We start from the raw sequence: 17875 nt of genomic DNA, 5'->3' as shown, positions 1-17875 counted from the left end.
ATCACGCCTGGCTAGTTTTCTGTTGTTCTCTAGTATTCCCAATAGCTTAGAGGTAAATAAAGAATATTTACGAGTGTTGATATGTTATGATTTTGCGATAACTTAAGGATTGTCTTTGAGCACAAAAATGTCTGTAAGCAAAACCTATGTGCTTGTGTTAGTCACTTTCTGGCGAATATGGAATCGAAAATGTTGTTGGAAGAAGTAGTAGAGATTATTGAATTCACGGACTCAGACCATTTATCTCAAGCAATGGAACGGTTTAACGAGTATGGCTTTGTTGATGCTGAGCTTTTACCTTTCATGGATATTGTTTTTGAAACGGCGCCAGAGCAGTTAGCAAAAAAATTGTCGCAAAGTGGCTTTAACGGCCAGGTACGAGTTGAGAAGAATGATGACGCATCCGGCTTCCTCATTATTGATGCTGAACGTACTCAATTACAAGACGCCATTCAGATCAACAAAATAGCGTAAGTAAGGCAACGCTAAGTTTAGTAAATCGAACTTAGTACAGTAACACCAGTTATGATTATTAGAGGTTAATAAAGTGACAATAGCTACCGTATCACCAACAGAGCAACATATTTCCAGTGAGAATGCGCTTCTAGGTGCGTCTTTATTAGCAGCGCAAAAAGTTGAGCTAGCTCTATTCAATGTTGTTTCTAGATTAGCTAAAGCACTACCAAAGGAAAGGCAGCAGCAACTAGGCTTGGACTTGGATACATTTTTAAGAGAAAAACCAAGTGAACAAGACTCGTCGCTGAGTTTTTATGAACAAACGTTTGGTGCGCAGCTTCCTATTAAAAAAAGCGAAATTAACGAATTTATTGACCACCGGAACTTAGTGATTCATAACTTTTGGCGAGTGACTGGTGCTGATGTGAAAGGCGGTGAGAAGCTTGCTAACCCAGAGCTTTACTTAAAAGAGTTCTTAGCTAAATGTGAGTACTGGCAAATGATGCTTAATACTTAAACTAAATAACTAAATAACTAAATAACTAAATAACTAAATAGAAATAAGAAAACCATAGTGAGTATGCTATGGTTTTTTACGAATGACGCTGAAGTTTTAAAATTGCCGGCTTTATCGCTTGTCTCTCATTTAGGAGATACATTGACACAACTATGAAATATATAAGGAATATGTAAATGCTTCGAATCCTATTGATTGCAGTGTTCTCACTGGTAACAACCATGAGCTTTGCAAGCGAGGAGGTTACCTACTCAGAAAAAGAGTATTTAGATAGACCGCTGATGGAACGCTATATCTTAGACGAGTTGAAGCAGTTGCGAATGGAACAGCAAGATCTTGAAAGGCGCTTAACCATTCAAATGACGGATCGTGAGCTTTCTGTGGCTGACAAGTCACTGAACTATGCGAATGTCACTGTGACGTATTTTTTCTATATCATTGCTGGTGTTGCTTCACTCATTGCTTTGGTTGGTTGGCAATCAATTAAAGAGCTCAAACATACCACTAAAGAAATGGCTGATCAGCGACTTAATTCTATTGCTCAAGACTATGAGAAGAAATTCAATGTTCTTGAAAGGGATCTTAAGCGTAAGACCAGAATCATCTCGGATAACAACCGAGAGATTGAAATTATCAATGAGATTCATAACTTATGGTTGAGAGCGCAGAATGCGCAAACGGCAGAACAAAAGATTGAAATCTATGATGAAATATTAAAGATTCGTCCTGGAGATTTAGAAGCGCTAACCTCTAAAGCCGATGCCGCTATGGATATGCAGGAATACCACTGGGCAATGAGCCTATGTAACCGTGTATTAGAAGTCGATGATCAAAATGCTCACGCTTTGTATCAACGAGCTTGCTCATACGCAAGATTAGGAGCTGAAGCTCAGTCTATCGATGATTTAGAGCGTGCTATTGAAGCTAGTGGCTCAATGAGAGAACTGTTAGCTGAAGAGCCGGACTTTGAAATGTTGCGAGGTCTAGACCGTTTCGAGGCGCTTCGAGAGGAGTAATACTCACGAAAAACAGTATTCGGTGATGTGATTGGCTGACTGCTGAATGGACGTTCATGTCTAGATGAGTACAATTTAACCCTTCCAAGTTTGATAGGAAGGGTTAATAGTTACATAACACATTTTCGTGTTTACCTGCTCTACTAAGCTACGACAACAGCTGTGCCACTTGCTGAAACCATCAGCATGCCATTACCTGTGCCTAATACTTCGTAATCGATATCAACACCAACCACCGCGTTGGCACCTGCTTCTATCGCTTTTTGCTCCAACTCTTTGAATGCGTAGTTACGTGCTTTCTCTAGCTCTTTTTCGTAAGTGCCAGAACGTCCACCCACAAAGTCACGAATTCCTGAAAACATATCTTTGAAAACGTTCACTCCTAGAATGGCTTCTCCGGCAATAACCCCTTTGTAATCGACAATGCGTTTGCCTTCGACAGATTGCGTGGTGGTAATAATCATAGTGTCCTCTTATTAAGCTAGCTTTATTGTTAGATGGTTTAGATCTAATTTTTGACGTTGTTATGGTTGGGTTCTATTCGTTATTGCTTATTGAATCACTATTGAGCGTCAACTTTTGCGTGTGAATTCATGCCTTAACCATGTTCTTAGTTGTAGCACACTTTCTTGTTTCAATTTGTTGTTAGGGCAAACAAAATAGAAATCCTGGTGTGGATTAGGGACTGGCTCTCCAAGCTCAACCAACATGCCGTGGCTTATGTCATCTTTTACAAATAGGCGATGAGTGACCAAGACACCAAGCGAGCGAATTGCGGCTTGCACAGCTTGAATAGAGACATCGAACGTCAAGTTACTGTGGAAAGTGGGCATTGGAACTTGGTAATGGTCGCACCACACTTGCCAGTCTAGTTTTCGTCTAGGATTAAATACACCAATGGGTGGACGCTGTTTTACTATCTGCTCAACGCTTAAGCCCATTTGATTTTTCAATAGAGTTGGACTGCACACCAACACCAGATCATCGTCGCCTAATTTTTCGCTGTAATACTGGTTCCACTCATTGGGTTTACCATGCACAAGGGCGATATCTACACCCTCTTGCTCTATATCGAAAGGCCCTGTTAACGTGGAAATACGGATATCGAGTGAGGGAGCGAAATTTTGGAAATCAGGGACTCGGGGTATCCACCAATGCATGGCGAGAGAGTTCACCATGTTAAGAGTTATGCGGTGATCGTTAGGCGTTCTTGCCAGCTCCTCGGTGGCTTCGATCACTTGTTCTAGTGCTGGTGCGACTTTTCGATAATATCGTTTACCTGCGGCATTGAGCACAACGCGACGTCCCACTCTCTGGAACAGTGGTTTATTGACCTGTTGTTCCAACGATTTTATCGCCTGACTGACCGCTGAGTGACTGACATATAACACATGAGCAGCCTCGGTCATGCTGCCTGTTTCTGCGACAGCAACGAAAGCGTAAACGGATTTTAGTGGTACGAGTTTCTTCATTGGTAAGTTTTCCTTACAGTTGTGGTTAATATTACTCGCTATTTTTCATCTCGTCATGTCTTTAAAGTAGTGGTCATAGGAGGTGATAATTATGTCTGATATTACCAAGGCAACAGTTTTTATGTTGTTGTCGACATTCAGTTTGTCTTTAAGCGGCTTATTGGCCAAGTATTTGTCTGAAACGATGGCAATCTCATTGCTGAGCTTCGCTCGGTTTCTATTACCTAGCTTATTTCTATTTTTCTTCTTGGCCTTTTACAAAATCACTCAGCCTTCACGAGAGATGTGGAAACCTTTGGTGATGCGGGCTATCTTCATGGTTGCGTGTCAGTGGTGCTTTCTTACATCATTACAAACCTTAACATTGGTTGAGGGTATCGTATTATTTAGTACTGGCCCTTTATTTATACCCTTGTTAGAAAAGTTAATGTTTGGAACTAAAGTTCATACAACGACGGTGATTTGCTTGGGAGTGACATTTGTTGGCGTAGTGCTGATGGCAGGGGATTGGTCTCAGTTTGAATTAGGCTCGAGATTCTTTAGGCCCGAGCTGCTGCTTGGGTTGTTAGCTGGTGTGTTTAATTCGGGCTCACAAGTGAGTTTGTATCGAGCCTCCAAGACTAGCCTTACACCAGCAGAATTAAACGCATGGACCTTCTTAGTCGCAGCAATACTCGTTTTTCCCATGCTCGCGGTCACGTCGCTCTCTTCCGCAGCGGAAGTAATTGGGAATGATAGAGGGTATGAGGCCTTAGCGACCTTATTGTCAATTGATAGCATCAGTTGGATTGGCTTTGGAGTCTTTGGGTTGGCGCTATTTACTATTAATACGCAAATTTTCCGCTCTAAAGCGTATAAGATGGTAGACAGTGGATCTCAGTTGGCACCTCTAATTTTCACTAACATGCTGTTCAGTGCGCTATGGCAGAGCTTGTTCTTTGATGATGTGTTTTCAACTCAGCAATTAATGGGTATTAATCTAATTGTCGTCGCGAGCATAACGAATACGCTATTGGCCAAAAGACACAGTAAGGCAAAAACTAAGCAGACACCGCGAGCGACAATCAATGAGATAGCCTCTTCTGTGTTGAACTCCTCTGCTAAAAGCTAAACGATAGATTTAAGGCTAGAACAACGAGCGCATGTACTCTTTCACTCGACGGATATGCTTATCCTGATCAATGTTACACCGTTGGTTAGGTTCAAGAAATCGAGCCGCGTATTTGTCATAGATCTTGTTCTCCAGAAACAGTAAATACAGTTTCGGATCAATGTGACCGCTGGTTGCCATGTCGGTCATGATACTCAGTGATTCATCTAAATGTTTGCCCTTCTTGTACGGGCGGTCACTTGACGTTAAAGCTTCAAAGGCACTGGCAATCGCTATTGCTCTAGACGGTAAGGGCAATTGCTCTTCGTTTAGACCTCTTGGATAACCTTTACCGTCAATACGCTCGTGGTGGCCGCTGGCGAGATCGGGAATGTTTTTGAGATAAGATGGGTAAGGGAGTTTGCTGAGCATGATGAAAGTCTGAATGATATGGTCGTTTACCATGAAACGTTCTTCATCGTTTAGCGTACCATGGCGCACTTTCAAGTTATGCAGCTCACCTTGGTTGTATTTTGTTTCTCCGGGTTTGAGTACGAACTCTTCTGGCCACACGTCTGCTGGGTTAAAGCCGTTATCCCACGGTATTTTATGTTCGGGTTTATCAGCAAGTAATGGTTCCATTACGGGAAGCGCCTGTTTGTTGTTATTTGGTGCTGTTTCATCCTGTTCTGCTGTACCTTGGTTAGTGCTGTACCTCTCTTTTTCAGCCCAAGACAAGCCTAATTGATCGTCTAATGTGCGTTTCCATTGGCGTTTTGCAATTTGGTCCAAGCGTTCTATTTGTTCTTCCGTCATTGATTCACTACCCAGGTTGCATTTAGCAACGAAGGAAAATTCTTCGTCCAGTTCTGATTGTTTTTGTTTGAGGATCTTGAGGCTTTCTGCTTGAAGCGCACCATTAGCTATGGCCCTCCAATAGTCCGTTTCAGCTTGTTGTTTTAACAACTCGAAACGCATGCGAACTTCATGGATACGGTTGTAAACCGTCTCCAATTTGGTTGCTTTGTCTACGATATATTCAGGGGTAGTGACCTTACCGCAATCATGAAGCCAGGCGGCTAGCATCAGCTCTTCCCATTGCTTATTATCGAGTGAAAATTGCGGATAATAATGGTCATCATCAATGGTTGCTTGGGTTATCCATTTGGTGAGTTCAGGTACTTTTTGGCAGTGCCCTTGCGTATAGGGTGATTTGGTATCAATCGCTGACGCAATAAGTTCAATTAAGGCATTGAGCATGTTTTTCTGCTGTTGCATTTGGTCAATGTTATCTTTGGCTATTTCAGCAAAACTCAGCAGCTCTCTTAGAAAGGCATGTTTGTCTGCTTGAATCTTAGTAATAGGTCTCTCATAACCAATCACGACGATGCCAATCAATAATTTCTCGCGGTTCAATAAAGGAAACAGGAACAGGTCTGAATTGAAGATCGAGTTTTGATAATAGTTAAGAACGTTATCCTCTCGGTTTAAGTGGATAGTTTCTCCATGTTTGAGCTGGGATAGCAACCAAGGAGTATGTTCGATGAAATCATTGATATCTGCTTTAAAAGGAATAATGGATAGGTTGGTCGCTGTATCAAACACGCCTTTTTCTTTTGATTGAGTAAAGAGCACAATGGTTTCTGCTTTGGTTATTAAGTAGCTTTGATGAGCAATGTTCTTGGTTAATATCGAAAATTCCTGATTACCTGCGGTGTCTCGAAGTAGAGAGATAAGATCATGAAGCGTGTGTTCCATCAGCTCAATCGAGTGCGTGAGGTCAACTACTTCCTTAATCATGCTTTTGGGGGAGCGGGTTCGTCTGAAATCAAATCGTGTGATGTTGTCAGTGAGTTGCACGAGCGTATTGAGTGGTTGAGATAGGCGATTTGCGACAAACCATACAATGCCGAAGCAGATTAATAACATACCAATTGCGACGCCAACTTGCTTATCTCGCATGGAAATAAGGTCAGAGAGCAAATCATTGTGCGGTGTTGCTTCTGCCAAATAAAGGGTGACGTTTGGAGTCAGCTCAACGGGCGTTAACGTTAGTGCCCAAGTATTTAAGTTGTAATCAACGTTTTTTAGCTTGAGATTAAATTTCTGTTCATCAGAGATAAGAGGTGCTAATACGGATGATTTTAATGCTTCCATTTGTTCTCGTTTAGGCATTTTGACGAAGCTGTGTTCTTGTTCACTACCAGAAATCTTCCCTGTAGCTTGGCCATTATGTTTAATCGAACCATCGGGTTGATCAGGGGCAAGGTTAGGTACCGGTAGATCAAGCTGATGTTGGCCAAGAAGGTTAAAGTGTTTGTCAAATAAGGCGAGTCGGGTTTGCGGGGAATAGGCCAGTTCACTGATTTGAGACGAGAGAGACTCTAATGTGAAATCGGCCCCAACCACATGCTTGTCGTCTGCAGATCGTCTAGAAAGCGTAATTCCATTGGTTTGTAAAAAATAGAACTGATAGGGCTCAGAAAGTTGTATTGAGCCATTAGGCTTTGCGTTACGGAACCAAGGGCGGGCCGTGGGATTAAACTTGCTTTCAGCTTGCATGGTACTGATCACTTGATGTGTACCATCAAGAAAAGTAATAAAATTTTCACCTTTAAGATTCGTACTGCTGATCATCATGGTCGCTTTGGCTGGTGCATTGTTTTCGGCTCTTTGTCTATTGGTACTTAAAGGGCGGAAAATTCTGAATTCACCATCATCAGAGGCATAGAATAAAGCAACCAAACTTTTATTCTGCTTGAAAATGATATCGACTGATGCCAGCCAAGATTCTTTCTCGATAGAGAAGGTTTGATGGGCCACAAATGGGCTCACAGCCATCACATTCAAGGTTGTGATAACGGGGGCGATGGCTTGCTTAAATACCGATTCCAGCTTATCGCGATGCTCATTACTAATTTCGCGCACTGTGCCTAGTAACAATTCTTGAGAATGACGGTAGCTGATTGAGATAAGTACTGCACCGGCAAGTATTGTCAAAATTAAGAAAAGGCTAGTGATGTGGATACTCAGCGGATATTGTCTTCTTCTCATCAAACACTCCAGTTTGTTAACTTGTATAAGTATTGACGAACTTGGGTAGGTTGCAAAAAATTGGTGTAATTACCAAGTTTGTACGGTTATACGTTGATGAGAGGAAGCGTTCTAGAGGTAGCCTATATAAAATTTGGATAGCTCAATGTCTAACCACAGGGTGTATGAAGTAAACAAAAGGCTCTATGCTTAGGTGCTAATTGTCACTTTCAACTGATAAACTGGTTAAATTGTTGCCACGAGGCACTCCTTTTCAGGAAGCGACATCAGGGATACCTTTTTGAAAAACGTTTAGAGACCAAGCTAGAGGCATTGATTCATGGAACTAAAAGTAGATACCCATACCCACACGTACGCGAGTGGTCACGCTTACAGCACGCTGATCGAAAACGCAAAGTCGGCGAAGCAAAACGGTTTAACAATGTTTTGTACAACCGATCACTCAGAGTCGATGCCGGGCGCGCCACACTATTGGTTCTTCAGTAATCAGCGTGTACTTCCTCGTTTTATCGAAGACGTTGCGATTGTCCGCGGCGTGGAATCAAACATCATGAACACACAAGGGGAAATCGATATTCATCCTAGTGTTGATAAGAACCTGGATTGGGTGATAGCCAGCTTCCACGAGCCAGTGTTTCGTCCGTCGGATGTCGCAACTCATACAGAGGCTTTGTTGAATGTGATTAAGGGCGGTCGAATTGATGCACTTGGCCACTTAGGGAACCCAAATTTTGATTTCGATTTCGAACCTGTGATTGAATGCGCAGCCCAACATAACGTCGCAATCGAGATTAATAACACTACACTCAAAGGCAATAGCCGTGTTGGTAGTGTCGACCGCTGTTTCGAGATCGCGAGAATTGCGAAAGCGAAAGGGGCTTTTATTACTACCGGAAGCGATGCCCACTTCTGCTTAGATGTAGGCGGGTTGGATCTCGTGTCTTCACTACTTGATGAGGTGGGCGTCGATTCGAGCAAGGTCGTTACCCATTCACCACAGCAATTCTTAGCCTTTTTAGCTCTGCGCGGTCGTCAATCTATCACCGAGTTTTCGGTATTTGAGTGATGGAAGGCCCGATAATTTTTAGTAATTAGCTAGCTAGTTTGCATTTCGGCACAATCAATTTTTGTACCCGGTAGATTTTTGTATACACTAGCCGAAAATAATAAAGTCAAAGTGCCACAATAACGATGGCGCTATCTTCGAAGACACCGCTTCACTTGGAGAAATAATGAAAACTCGCTCAATCCTTTTATCTGGTTTAATCGCTGCTTCAGTATTGTCTGGCAACGCTTTTGCTAATGTCGACCTTAAGAAAAATATGCAAGAAATGAAGCTTGCATTCAAACAAGCGGCAGAAGCTCAAAGCATTGAAGAGATGCAAAAGCCTATCGTACGCATAGACACGTTAGTTGCAGAACTGAAAACGGGTGTTTACCCAATTGAGAAAGAAGAACACTTCATGGAAGGTTTTAAAAAGATCAGCGCATCAATTGATAACATTGAGCAAAAGCTAGACCAAGGTGACTTTGCTTCTGCACAGCAAGAACTTCGCACTATCGATGGCCTTCGTGAAGAGTACCATGAGAAGCGTAACCCAAGCATCTGGAGCAAGATCTTCGGCTAATTCGTAAATCATGAGCGTTTGCTCGCTCGATACGTAACAAAGAGCAAAACCTCAAGATTCGATTTCTAAAACGCCGCCTCACATTCCCTTCTTTAGAGGAAGGTGTAAGGCGGCGTTTTTTATTGTCTTTTTTATAAACAGTTTGTTATGTAGAGTTTCGTCACATTTTCTTGGCTCTTCCGTTGTAGCCCGTTTTTAACTAAAAAGAGTGTGCGTTAGCTTCAATTTTTTAACTTGCTGTTAATCTTTACGTTTACCTATATTCCAAGTGCCTCATAATAAGGAAAATTTATAAAGATTAGGAATAATGCGCCGAACCTCGTTTAACTTCCCAATGTTACTTGCCACAGCATTAAGCTGGGTGTTAGTAACACTAATGCCTGTTATCAATGCTCATGGTAATAGTGCGGGAGTATGGGCGTCGTTATGTACGGTCAACGGCTTTGAACTGGTTCAAATTGAAGAGGGTGAACCCAATACTCACAAAGGTAAGCCGTGTCCCTTTAGCCATTTTTCCACGTTTCACCAAGACGAACTTCCAACTACACTACTGACAACTCGATTGAGTTCTATTGTCTCAGACAGCTACGCTTTTTTGGCTCTAAGTGAACGCTACACGAGGCAAGCTCCACGTGGCCCTCCCTTTGATCTTGCTTAAACCTAACTCACCAGAATAATTAAAAAAATAAAGTATTAAGTAAAGTTAACCATGCTCAAGTTACTTTCTGATTTTTCAGAAGGTAAGTTTGTGTATGTCAAAGGAAACCATAATGTTGAGAAATGAATCTCAAACCTCTGCGAAAGCACAAGCAACTTCGCAATCTAAAAGCAGTGCAACAACCGGTTCGGAAACCAATATAAAAAGCAAAGAACGGCATAAAATCCTCTATTTTCTAACCTGGCGCTGGCACTTCTATGCTGGGCTGTTTGTTATCCCGTTTATGTTAATGTTGAGCATTACTGGCTTGGTGATGCTGTTTGATGATGAAATCGAACTCGCTTTCCATCACGATGCGATTGAGATTGTAGTATCGGGCGAACCTGTCAAGGTTTCACAACAGCTAACGGCAGTACAACTTCAATACCCACAAGGTTCGGTGACGCAGTTTGCTCCGAGCAAAGTGCCGGGTTTGGCGAACCGATTTTCAGTATCTCTGGAAGATGGCACGTCGGTTTTCGCAACTGTGAATCAATATACTGGCGAAGTCGTCGGTGAAGTCCCACGTAGTGAAAGCCTCTACGAACTCGCGAATGATATTCATGGCACATTATTGATTGGCGATTGGGGGGATTACCTCATTGAAGTCGCAATCAGCTTATCGATTCTGCTTCTTGTCAGCGGTATCTACTTGTGGCTGCCACAAGACAACGCGAGCCGTGCTGGATTTCTCAAACTGAGAGTTTCATCTGGCCCACGTGTGCTTTTGCGTGATTTACATGCAAACATCGGTGGCACGTTATCTCTCATCCTACTGCTGTTTATTCTCTCAGGATTAGCTTGGACAGGCTTCTGGGGCGGTAAATTAGTTCAAGCATGGAGCACTTTCCCTGCTCAAATGTGGGATGACATTCCGCTGTCTGATAAGACGCACACATCGCTTAACCATGGCTCAGAGGAAGAACTTCCATGGAATCTAGAACAGGCACCGATGCCGTTGTCTCAAGATAAGCCTGCAGAACATGTACATCACGTGGAAGAGGCATCTGAACCTCATGATCACTCTAAGATGGGCGAAGACCACTCTCAACATGTGATGTCAGCAAGCAGTTTCGGGATTGATGATGTTATCCAAAAAGCGCACTCACTTGGTTTCACTCAATACAAGGTGAATTTCCCGCGTTCAGAAACCGGTGTTTACACGGTGACTGCGAATACCATGGGCGGTGATATCGTCGATCCTACTCAGGATCGTACTACTCACCTAGACCAATACTCAGGCCGTATTCTCGGTGAAGTCACATGGCAGGATTACAATATCATCGCTAAGACACTAGCGGTCGGTATTTCTCTGCACCAAGGTGACATCAGTATCATCAATAAGCTTCTAAACGCTCTGTTCTGCTTGGCGTTTATTGTTGTTTCGGTGACTGGCGGAGTGATGTGGTGGATGCGCAGACCTTCAGGCCAACGTAAGCTTGGCACGCCACCTAAGTTCGGTGATGCTGGCTTATGGAAAGCAGGCTTAGGCACAGTCGTTGTTATTTCAGTACTGTTTCCACTTGCGGGTGCAACGATTGTGGCTGCGATGCTGTTGGATTGGCTGCTGTTTTCGCGTGTTGAAAAGTTCAAAACTGTTCTTAATTAGTTAATTGATACACAAACTGACCTTCTTTGTTTGAGAGGGTCAGTTTCATGATTAAGAGCATATGTTCAACTTTGATTTTTTTAATAGAAAATTAGTTCTAACTGATAGACGATGATAATTAACACCGTTCTCGCTGTGGTCCATCAGGAGTTGCGACAATGTTTGTGACATTACGCATTAACACATAAGAAACTATATTGAAGTTTAAATGGTGTATTTTTATTTAGTGAAGTAAATTGATCAATTAATCTAAACCAAGGTCTCGTTTCATGTGTTCACTAAAATCAGATGTGTTTCGAACATTGATTTTATCCTTGTTGTGACGGAAATTGATTTCATCACCAAATAGCGTAACAAAAACTTTTGTATAAAATTTTATAATGTTATCTATCAAGTTATATAATTTTTTTGAAATTTGTTTTTCTTTTTTCATGGTATGTACCCGTATATAGTTTATGGATTTAATTTTTAAAATATGTCTATTACTTGAATATTATTTCTAATGCCACTTCCCCCCTTCGACTAAATGTAGTTATACTAAGAAGACATTTTAAATACAACGTGACCCAGAGTTGCAAATAGGTAACAATCATGGAATTGATGAACAATGAACTAATCTGCTTTGCAGCAGTTTGTAAGCACCTTTCCTTGACGGAGGCTTCCAAGGAACTGGGAAAGTCGAAGGCTCAAGTCAGTCGTCAACTAGCAGCCTTAGAGAAGCAAATTGGAGTGACACTCGTTCACAGAACAACAAGAAAACTCGTTCTGACTGATCACGGAGAAAGTATCAAAGAGCTTGCCATCGAAGCTTTAGATAATTTACAAGCGTTGAATTACAGAGCGAAATCACTTAGTGATTGTATTGGTGGGAAATTTAAAATAACAATGCCTAACTCAGTCGCCTCTTCTATTTTCGGTGAAATTCTTAAAGGCCTGAAAGAACGATACCCAGCCGTGAACTTTGAAGTATCATCAAATAATAATGTTGAAAATTTATTGGAAAGCAATATCGATATTGCAATTAGACTAAATAACGTTGTTGATGAAACATTGATTGCACATGAAGTTGGAAATTATAATGATATTGTAATCTCACAAATTGATAATACTAAAAATAACACGTTATTAATTTATAAAAGACACTCTAATAAAGAGGAGATAAAGCAGAGGTATAGTGATGTAATTGAAGTTGATAATACATCTATTCTAATGAACTTTGTTTCTAAAGGCGTAGGCGTGGGTGTGATTCCGAATTATCTTATGAAAGGAAGTCAAATAAATAAGAACATCCATATTACGCAGGTTTTTGACACAGAAAGATCCATGTATATTGCCTACCCTTACCAAAATCCACTGCCGAGAAAGTTGGTCGAAATTTCAGCATTTATTAGAATGGAACTGGATAGGATTTTGAATTAATAATCCTTTTAGTTAGTCTGACATTGTGAGCAGCAGATCTCTATCAATATTACTTTAGTTCCCTGGCTAACTTATCACCCAAGTGCTCCATGGCGTAATCAATGAATACACGCAGTCGAGCGGGCATGTACTTGGTTTGAGCAAACTGCATCGCGATAGCACCATGGTAGTTACTCTTGATGGTCCAATCTTCTAGCACTTGCACAACAGAGCCTTCAGACAACGCATCTTGAATCACGAAGTCATGGAAAATACCTACACCTAGACCTTCTTTCACGCCTTTAAGTCGCATCTGCGAGTGGTTTATCGCGTAACGCCCACTGACGGGTACTGTGTAAAATTCGTCATCTTTGAGAAAATCCCAAATGTGGTCTTTGTCTGTCTCTGCAAGATACAAACAGTCGTGTTCAGACAGCTCGGTAGGGTGGTGAGGAATCCCCTTGGCATCTAAATAGTCAGGGCTTGCACACAACACGAGGTTTGTTTTTCCTAACTCTTTCAATACTAAGCTTTCGTCGGGCTTATCGGTCAGGCGGAAAGCGATGTCGATACCTTGACGTAAAATATCAATGTCGCCATCAGCCGCTCTTAACTTGAGCTGGATCTCTGGATATTGACTTAAGAATGGAACAACAAAAGGCTGTAGCACTGAGTTTAAGAACGCCTCAGGCGCTGCTACCGTTATAGAGCCCGCAGGTTCAGTATGGTCGGAGGTTGAAAGCTCAACGGCTTGTTGCGCCGCGTTGATCATCACCACGCTCTGATCGTATACCAACTGACCTGCTTGGGTGATGATAAGGGTACGAGTGGTTCGTTCAAACAGTTTCACCGACAGTGCTTTTTCCAAGCGAGTGATGAGTTTACTCAAGGCTGAAGGTGTTACCCCTAACTGTTTTGCTGCCGCAGTAAAGCTCCCTTCATTTACCACTAAAATGAATGAGGCGAGATCTGGAAGTAGGGCGATGAGTTTAGGGTTGACCATAAGTATCCACGAGTTTCGGCGATGAGCGTAAAGTGATTGTGAGCGATTTGCTTGGATTTGTGAATCAATTTCATTAATTGCTTAGCGTGATTGCTCTGATAGATTGATGTGTTTGAAGCTTATCTGCTTATCTGCTTATCTGCTTATCTGCTTATCTGCTTATCTGCTTATCTGCTCATTTGCATAGCGGCGTAACGGCCGCAAATTCTGAGAGCAGCGGAGAATCATCACTATATCGTTTTGAGATGAAAGCGAAATTAGAGGGAAATTAAAGGAGATTTGGCGTTTAAAAGAGCAAGTTAAGGGCGTTAATGTGCCCTGTGTCACTGGGATGAACAATGATTGATGCCTGTGATTCATTAATGTTTTTCCAACTAAAGGGATAATCGGATCGGGGATGTTCAACTAGAATATAGGCATAAGTTTTACAGTGTAAATGATCGTGTTGAGATCATTTATATCCCTACATAATGCGGCGCGCGATGCTGCTGAATAATAACTAGGAAGGAATGAGACAATGTCTTCTGCATTTTACCAACAGATTCAAACTCAAATCGAAGAAGTTAAAGAAGAAGGTCTTTACAAGTCTGAGCGCATTATTACTTCTGCACAAAAAGCAGCGGTTTCTATCTCGACTGGTGAAGAAGTATTAAACTTCTGTGCAAACAACTACTTAGGTCTTGCTAACCACCCAGCTCTTATCGAAGCGGCTAAAGATGGTATGGATCAGCACGGTTTTGGTATGGCTTCAGTACGTTTCATCTGTGGTACTCAAGATTCTCACAAAGAACTAGAGCAAAAGCTTTCTACGTTCCTAGGTAAAGAAGACACTATCCTTTACACATCTTGTTTTGATGCAAACGCTGGTTTGTTCGAAACGATTCTAGGTAAAGAAGACGCAATTATCTCTGACGCACTAAACCACGCATCTATCATCGATGGTGTTCGTCTATGTAAAGCAATGCGTTTCCGTTACTCGAACAACAACATGGAAGAGCTAGAGCAGCAACTTATCGCTGCTAAAGAAGCGGGCGCTCGTCACACACTAATCGTAACTGACGGTGTGTTCTCAATGGACGGCGTAGTGGCTAACCTTCCTGCTATCTGTGATCTTGCTGACAAGTACGAAGCACTAGTAATGGTTGATGATTCTCACGCTGTGGGCTTCATGGGCGAAAACGGCGCGGGTACTCACGAGTTCCACAACGTTGTAGACCGTATCGACATCATCACTGGCACACTTGGTAAAGCAATGGGCGGTGCTTCAGGCGGTTACACTTCTGGTAAGAAAGAAGTGATCGACTGGCTACGTCAGCGTTCTCGTCCATACCTATTCTCGAACTCTGTTGCACCTGCAATCGTATCTGCGTCTATTCGCGTTCTAGATCTCCTAGCGGAATCTGGCGACCTACGTACTCAACTATGGGAAAACTCTGCTCACTTCCGTACTCGCATGGAAGAAGCTGGCTTCACTATGGGCGGTGCAGATCACGCAATCATCCCAATCATGCTTGGTGATGCAAAAGTAGCGGCTGAGTTCGCAGAGCGCGCACTAGAGAAAGGCATCTACGTTGTAGGTTTCTCTTTCCCTGTAGTACCAAAAGGCCAAGCTCGTATCCGTACGCAAATGTCTGCTGCACATTCTCGTGAGCAACTAGACCGCGCAATTGATGCGTTCATCCAAGTTGGTAAAGACATGGGCATCATCTAATTTTAAAGGGGTGCCACGGCATCCTTTAATTAGATAGAGCAACACCCAATAGAACATATAGATTTTTGATTCTCGCCTTACAGTTAGGCGAGATGAACTAGGTAACATTATGAAAATTAAAGCACTTTCTAAGCTTAAGCCTGAAGAAGGCATTTGGATGACCGAGGTTGAAAAACCTGAAATGGGTCATAATGATCTTCTTATCCGTATTAAGAAAACTGCAATTTGTGGTACTGACGTACATATCTACAACTGGGATGAGTGGTCACAAAACACAATTCCAGTACCTATGGTAGTAGGTCACGAATACGTGGGTGAAGTTGTTGGCATCGGCCAAGAAGTTCGTGGTTTTGAAATCGGCGACCGTGTATCTGGCGAAGGTCACATCACATGTGGTCACTGTCGTAACTGTCGTGGTGGCCGTACTCACCTTTGTCGTAACACAACAGGTGTTGGTGTTAACCGCACTGGTGCGTTCTCTGAGTTCCTTGTGATCCCTGCGTTCAACGCATTTAAGATCCCTGCAGAAATCTCTGACGATCTAGCTTCAATCTTTGACCCGTTTGGTAACGCAGTACACACAGCACTTTCTTTTGACCTAGTAGGTGAAGACGTGCTAATTACTGGTGCTGGCCCAATCGGTATCATGGCTGCAGCTGTTGCTAAGCACGTTGGTGCTCGTCACGTTGTAATCACTGATGTAAACGAATATCGCCTAGATCTTGCTAAGAAAATGGGTGTGACTCGCGCAGTAAACGTGATGGAAGAGAAGCTTGAAGACGTAATGGCTGATCTTGGCATGACTGAAGGCTTCGATGTAGGCCTAGAAATGTCTGGTAATCCATCTGCGTTCAACAGCATGCTGACTAACATGAACCACGGCGGTAAGATCTCTCTATTAGGTATTCCACCATCAGACATGGCAGTAGACTGGAACCAAGTCATCTTTAAAGGCTTGGTTATCAAAGGTATCTACGGTCGTGAGATGTTCGAAACTTGGTACAAGATGGCGTCACTAATCCAGTCTGGCCTAGATCTAACACCAATCATTACTCACCACTACAAAGTGGACGACTTCCAGAAAGGCTTCGACATGATGCGATCTGGTATGTCTGGTAAGGTAATTTTAGACTGGGAATAAGCTTAACAGCTAATCAATAACAAAAAGGCGATAGTTGATACTGTCGCCTTTTTTGTTTTTAAACGAGAACAACTGTCAGTTAGTTGAGGTGAATACAGCACATAATTATTGTATCCATTGTTACTCAGATGGGATGGCAGATTCTGTTACATATACTGGTTGATGTACACGTCGACTAAAAACATGAACACAGGAACTGTACTCAGAAGTGCGAAAAAGACGATAGGCACCCAGTTTTTCATTTTCTTTTTAGGTTGCTTAGGGTTATTCATAAATTAGGCCTTAAATTAGTTGTAGTGTTTGCACTGCTGGGTACGCCATGGATGAATTAGCGTGGTGCGCTGTTTAACAGAAGGTTCTAGTTGTATATTTATGGTATCAAATAAAATAGTTGATACCTATATGGTTATGGAGTTCCTTGGTGCGCGTCAAAAATATAAAGTGTAGGTGATTCATGAGTGGTTCATAAAGGCTCAATAATAATGAACTTATTACAATAGACATTGCCTCACTCGGCATATGAAATAAACGCATAAAAAAATTTGGAGAATACAGAATGAGAACAATAGGAAACATCATTTGGTTTCTGTTTGGTGGTGTATTTATGGGACTGGCTTGGTGGTTCTTTGGGCTACTTGCATTCCTCACCATTGTTGGTATCCCTTGGGGCAGAGCGTGTTTTGTAATGGGAAACTTCTCTTTCTTCCCATTCGGACAAGAAGCGATTTCGCGTGATGAACTGACTAATGAGATGGATATAGGCACGAGTCCGTTAGGTGTGATTGGGAATATCATTTGGTTTTTATTTGCGGGAATCTGGCTTGCGATGGGTCACATCATGTCAGCAGTGGCGTGCTTCATTACGATCATCGGTATTCCGTTTGCTATCCAGCATTTAAAGTTAGCGGTTATCTCACTGGCGCCAATCGGTAAGACGGTTGTCGATAAACGTGAAGCAGAAGCGGTGCGAGTAAGAAACTACAAAGGTTAAGATTGTAGTCTACGCCTTAATTGAACTGAAAAGCACATCGTATGATGTGATTTTTTACGTCGTAGTGTCTATCTAGTATCTAATTCGACGAT

General features: G+C 42.2%; 17 protein-coding genes. 12 read left to right on the top strand and 5 right to left on the bottom strand.

Features of this window, described 5'->3' with window-relative positions; all coding sequences use genetic code 11:
• Window positions 1–189 precede the first annotated feature (189 nt).
• The 3 genes from ACED48_RS10220 to ACED48_RS10210 all read left to right on the top strand — a co-directional run bounded on the left by ACED48_RS10220 (window position 190) and on the right by ACED48_RS10210 (window position 1989).
• Complete coding sequence (locus ACED48_RS10220) at window positions 190–474, top strand: hypothetical protein (protein WP_017058559.1); 285 nt, start codon at window positions 190–192, stop codon at window positions 472–474.
• Window positions 475–547: 73 nt separating this feature from the next.
• A complete protein-coding gene (locus ACED48_RS10215) occupies window positions 548–973 on the top strand; it encodes a hypothetical protein (protein ID WP_017058558.1) in 426 nt (141 codons plus the stop codon).
• Window positions 974–1149: 176 nt separating this feature from the next.
• Window positions 1150–1989, top strand: a complete 840-nt coding sequence (locus tag ACED48_RS10210; RefSeq protein WP_017058557.1) for a tetratricopeptide repeat protein — start codon at window positions 1150–1152, stop codon at window positions 1987–1989.
• 143 nt (window positions 1990–2132) lie between these two features.
• On the opposite strand, the gene ACED48_RS10205 is transcribed toward ACED48_RS10210, so the two are convergent.
• Both ACED48_RS10205 and ACED48_RS10200 read right to left on the bottom strand, forming a co-directional pair.
• Window positions 2133–2453, bottom strand: a complete 321-nt coding sequence (locus ACED48_RS10205; RefSeq protein WP_004730185.1) for a heavy metal-binding domain-containing protein — start codon at window positions 2451–2453, stop codon at window positions 2133–2135.
• 108 nt (window positions 2454–2561) lie between these two features.
• Complete coding sequence (locus ACED48_RS10200; RefSeq protein WP_017058556.1) at window positions 2562–3461, bottom strand: LysR substrate-binding domain-containing protein; 900 nt, start codon at window positions 3459–3461, stop codon at window positions 2562–2564.
• 91 nt (window positions 3462–3552) lie between these two features.
• Between ACED48_RS10200 and ACED48_RS10195 the strand changes: the two genes are divergently transcribed.
• Window positions 3553–4572, top strand: a complete 1020-nt coding sequence (locus ACED48_RS10195) for a DMT family transporter (RefSeq protein ID WP_017058555.1) — start codon at window positions 3553–3555, stop codon at window positions 4570–4572.
• Between the two features lie 15 nt (window positions 4573–4587).
• Here ACED48_RS10195 and ACED48_RS10190 read toward each other — a convergent pair whose 3' ends face one another.
• Window positions 4588–7605, bottom strand: a complete 3018-nt coding sequence (locus ACED48_RS10190; protein WP_017058554.1) for an HD domain-containing phosphohydrolase — start codon at window positions 7603–7605, stop codon at window positions 4588–4590.
• Window positions 7606–7924: 319 nt separating this feature from the next.
• Between ACED48_RS10190 and ACED48_RS10185 the strand changes: the two genes are divergently transcribed.
• From ACED48_RS10185 to ACED48_RS10170, 4 genes are all read left to right on the top strand, one after another.
• A complete protein-coding gene (locus tag ACED48_RS10185; RefSeq protein WP_017058553.1) occupies window positions 7925–8671 on the top strand; it encodes a phosphatase in 747 nt (248 codons plus the stop codon).
• Window positions 8672–8837: 166 nt separating this feature from the next.
• Window positions 8838–9233: a cytochrome b562 gene (locus tag ACED48_RS10180; protein WP_017058552.1), complete on the top strand. Its 396-nt coding sequence runs from the start codon at window positions 8838–8840 to the stop codon at window positions 9231–9233.
• 307 nt (window positions 9234–9540) lie between these two features.
• Complete coding sequence (locus tag ACED48_RS10175; protein WP_017058551.1) at window positions 9541–9891, top strand: hypothetical protein; 351 nt, start codon at window positions 9541–9543, stop codon at window positions 9889–9891.
• A gap of 112 nt (window positions 9892–10003) precedes the next feature.
• Window positions 10004–11539 carry a PepSY domain-containing protein gene (locus ACED48_RS10170; protein WP_017058550.1) on the top strand — a complete coding sequence of 512 codons (1536 nt, stop codon included), beginning with the start codon at window positions 10004–10006 and terminating at the stop codon, window positions 11537–11539.
• A 244-nt stretch (window positions 11540–11783) separates the two neighbouring features.
• On the opposite strand, the gene ACED48_RS10165 is transcribed toward ACED48_RS10170, so the two are convergent.
• Window positions 11784–11972, bottom strand: coding sequence for a hypothetical protein (locus tag ACED48_RS10165; protein ID WP_017058549.1), 189 nt, complete (start codon window positions 11970–11972; stop codon window positions 11784–11786).
• A gap of 158 nt (window positions 11973–12130) precedes the next feature.
• Here ACED48_RS10165 and ACED48_RS10160 point away from each other — a divergent pair, with 158 nt between their 5' ends.
• Window positions 12131–12958 carry a LysR family transcriptional regulator gene (locus ACED48_RS10160; protein WP_017058548.1) on the top strand — a complete coding sequence of 276 codons (828 nt, stop codon included), beginning with the start codon at window positions 12131–12133 and terminating at the stop codon, window positions 12956–12958.
• A 49-nt stretch (window positions 12959–13007) separates the two neighbouring features.
• Here the strand turns inward: ACED48_RS10160 and ACED48_RS10155 are convergent, their stop codons facing one another.
• On the bottom strand, window positions 13008–13940 hold the full coding sequence (locus ACED48_RS10155; protein ID WP_017058547.1) for a LysR family transcriptional regulator: 933 nt from the start codon (window positions 13938–13940) through the stop codon (window positions 13008–13010).
• Between the two features lie 517 nt (window positions 13941–14457).
• Between ACED48_RS10155 and ACED48_RS10150 the strand changes: the two genes are divergently transcribed.
• The 3 genes from ACED48_RS10150 (at window position 14458) to ACED48_RS10140 (ending at window position 17783) form a co-directional block, all read left to right on the top strand.
• Window positions 14458–15651 carry a glycine C-acetyltransferase gene (locus tag ACED48_RS10150; RefSeq protein WP_017058546.1) on the top strand — a complete coding sequence of 398 codons (1194 nt, stop codon included), beginning with the start codon at window positions 14458–14460 and terminating at the stop codon, window positions 15649–15651.
• A 109-nt stretch (window positions 15652–15760) separates the two neighbouring features.
• Window positions 15761–16792, top strand: a complete 1032-nt coding sequence (tdh, locus tag ACED48_RS10145; protein WP_017058545.1) for an L-threonine 3-dehydrogenase — start codon at window positions 15761–15763, stop codon at window positions 16790–16792.
• 556 nt (window positions 16793–17348) lie between these two features.
• Complete coding sequence (locus ACED48_RS10140) at window positions 17349–17783, top strand: YccF domain-containing protein (protein ID WP_017058543.1); 435 nt, start codon at window positions 17349–17351, stop codon at window positions 17781–17783.
• Window positions 17784–17875: the final 92 nt, after the last annotated feature.

This window comes from Vibrio sp. 5S239 (assembly GCF_041439575.1).
Classification (GTDB): domain Bacteria; phylum Pseudomonadota; class Gammaproteobacteria; order Enterobacterales; family Vibrionaceae; genus Vibrio; species Vibrio kanaloae.
The sequence above is the reverse complement of the archived record's forward strand: the minus strand, read 5'-3'. Positions and strand labels throughout refer to the sequence as shown.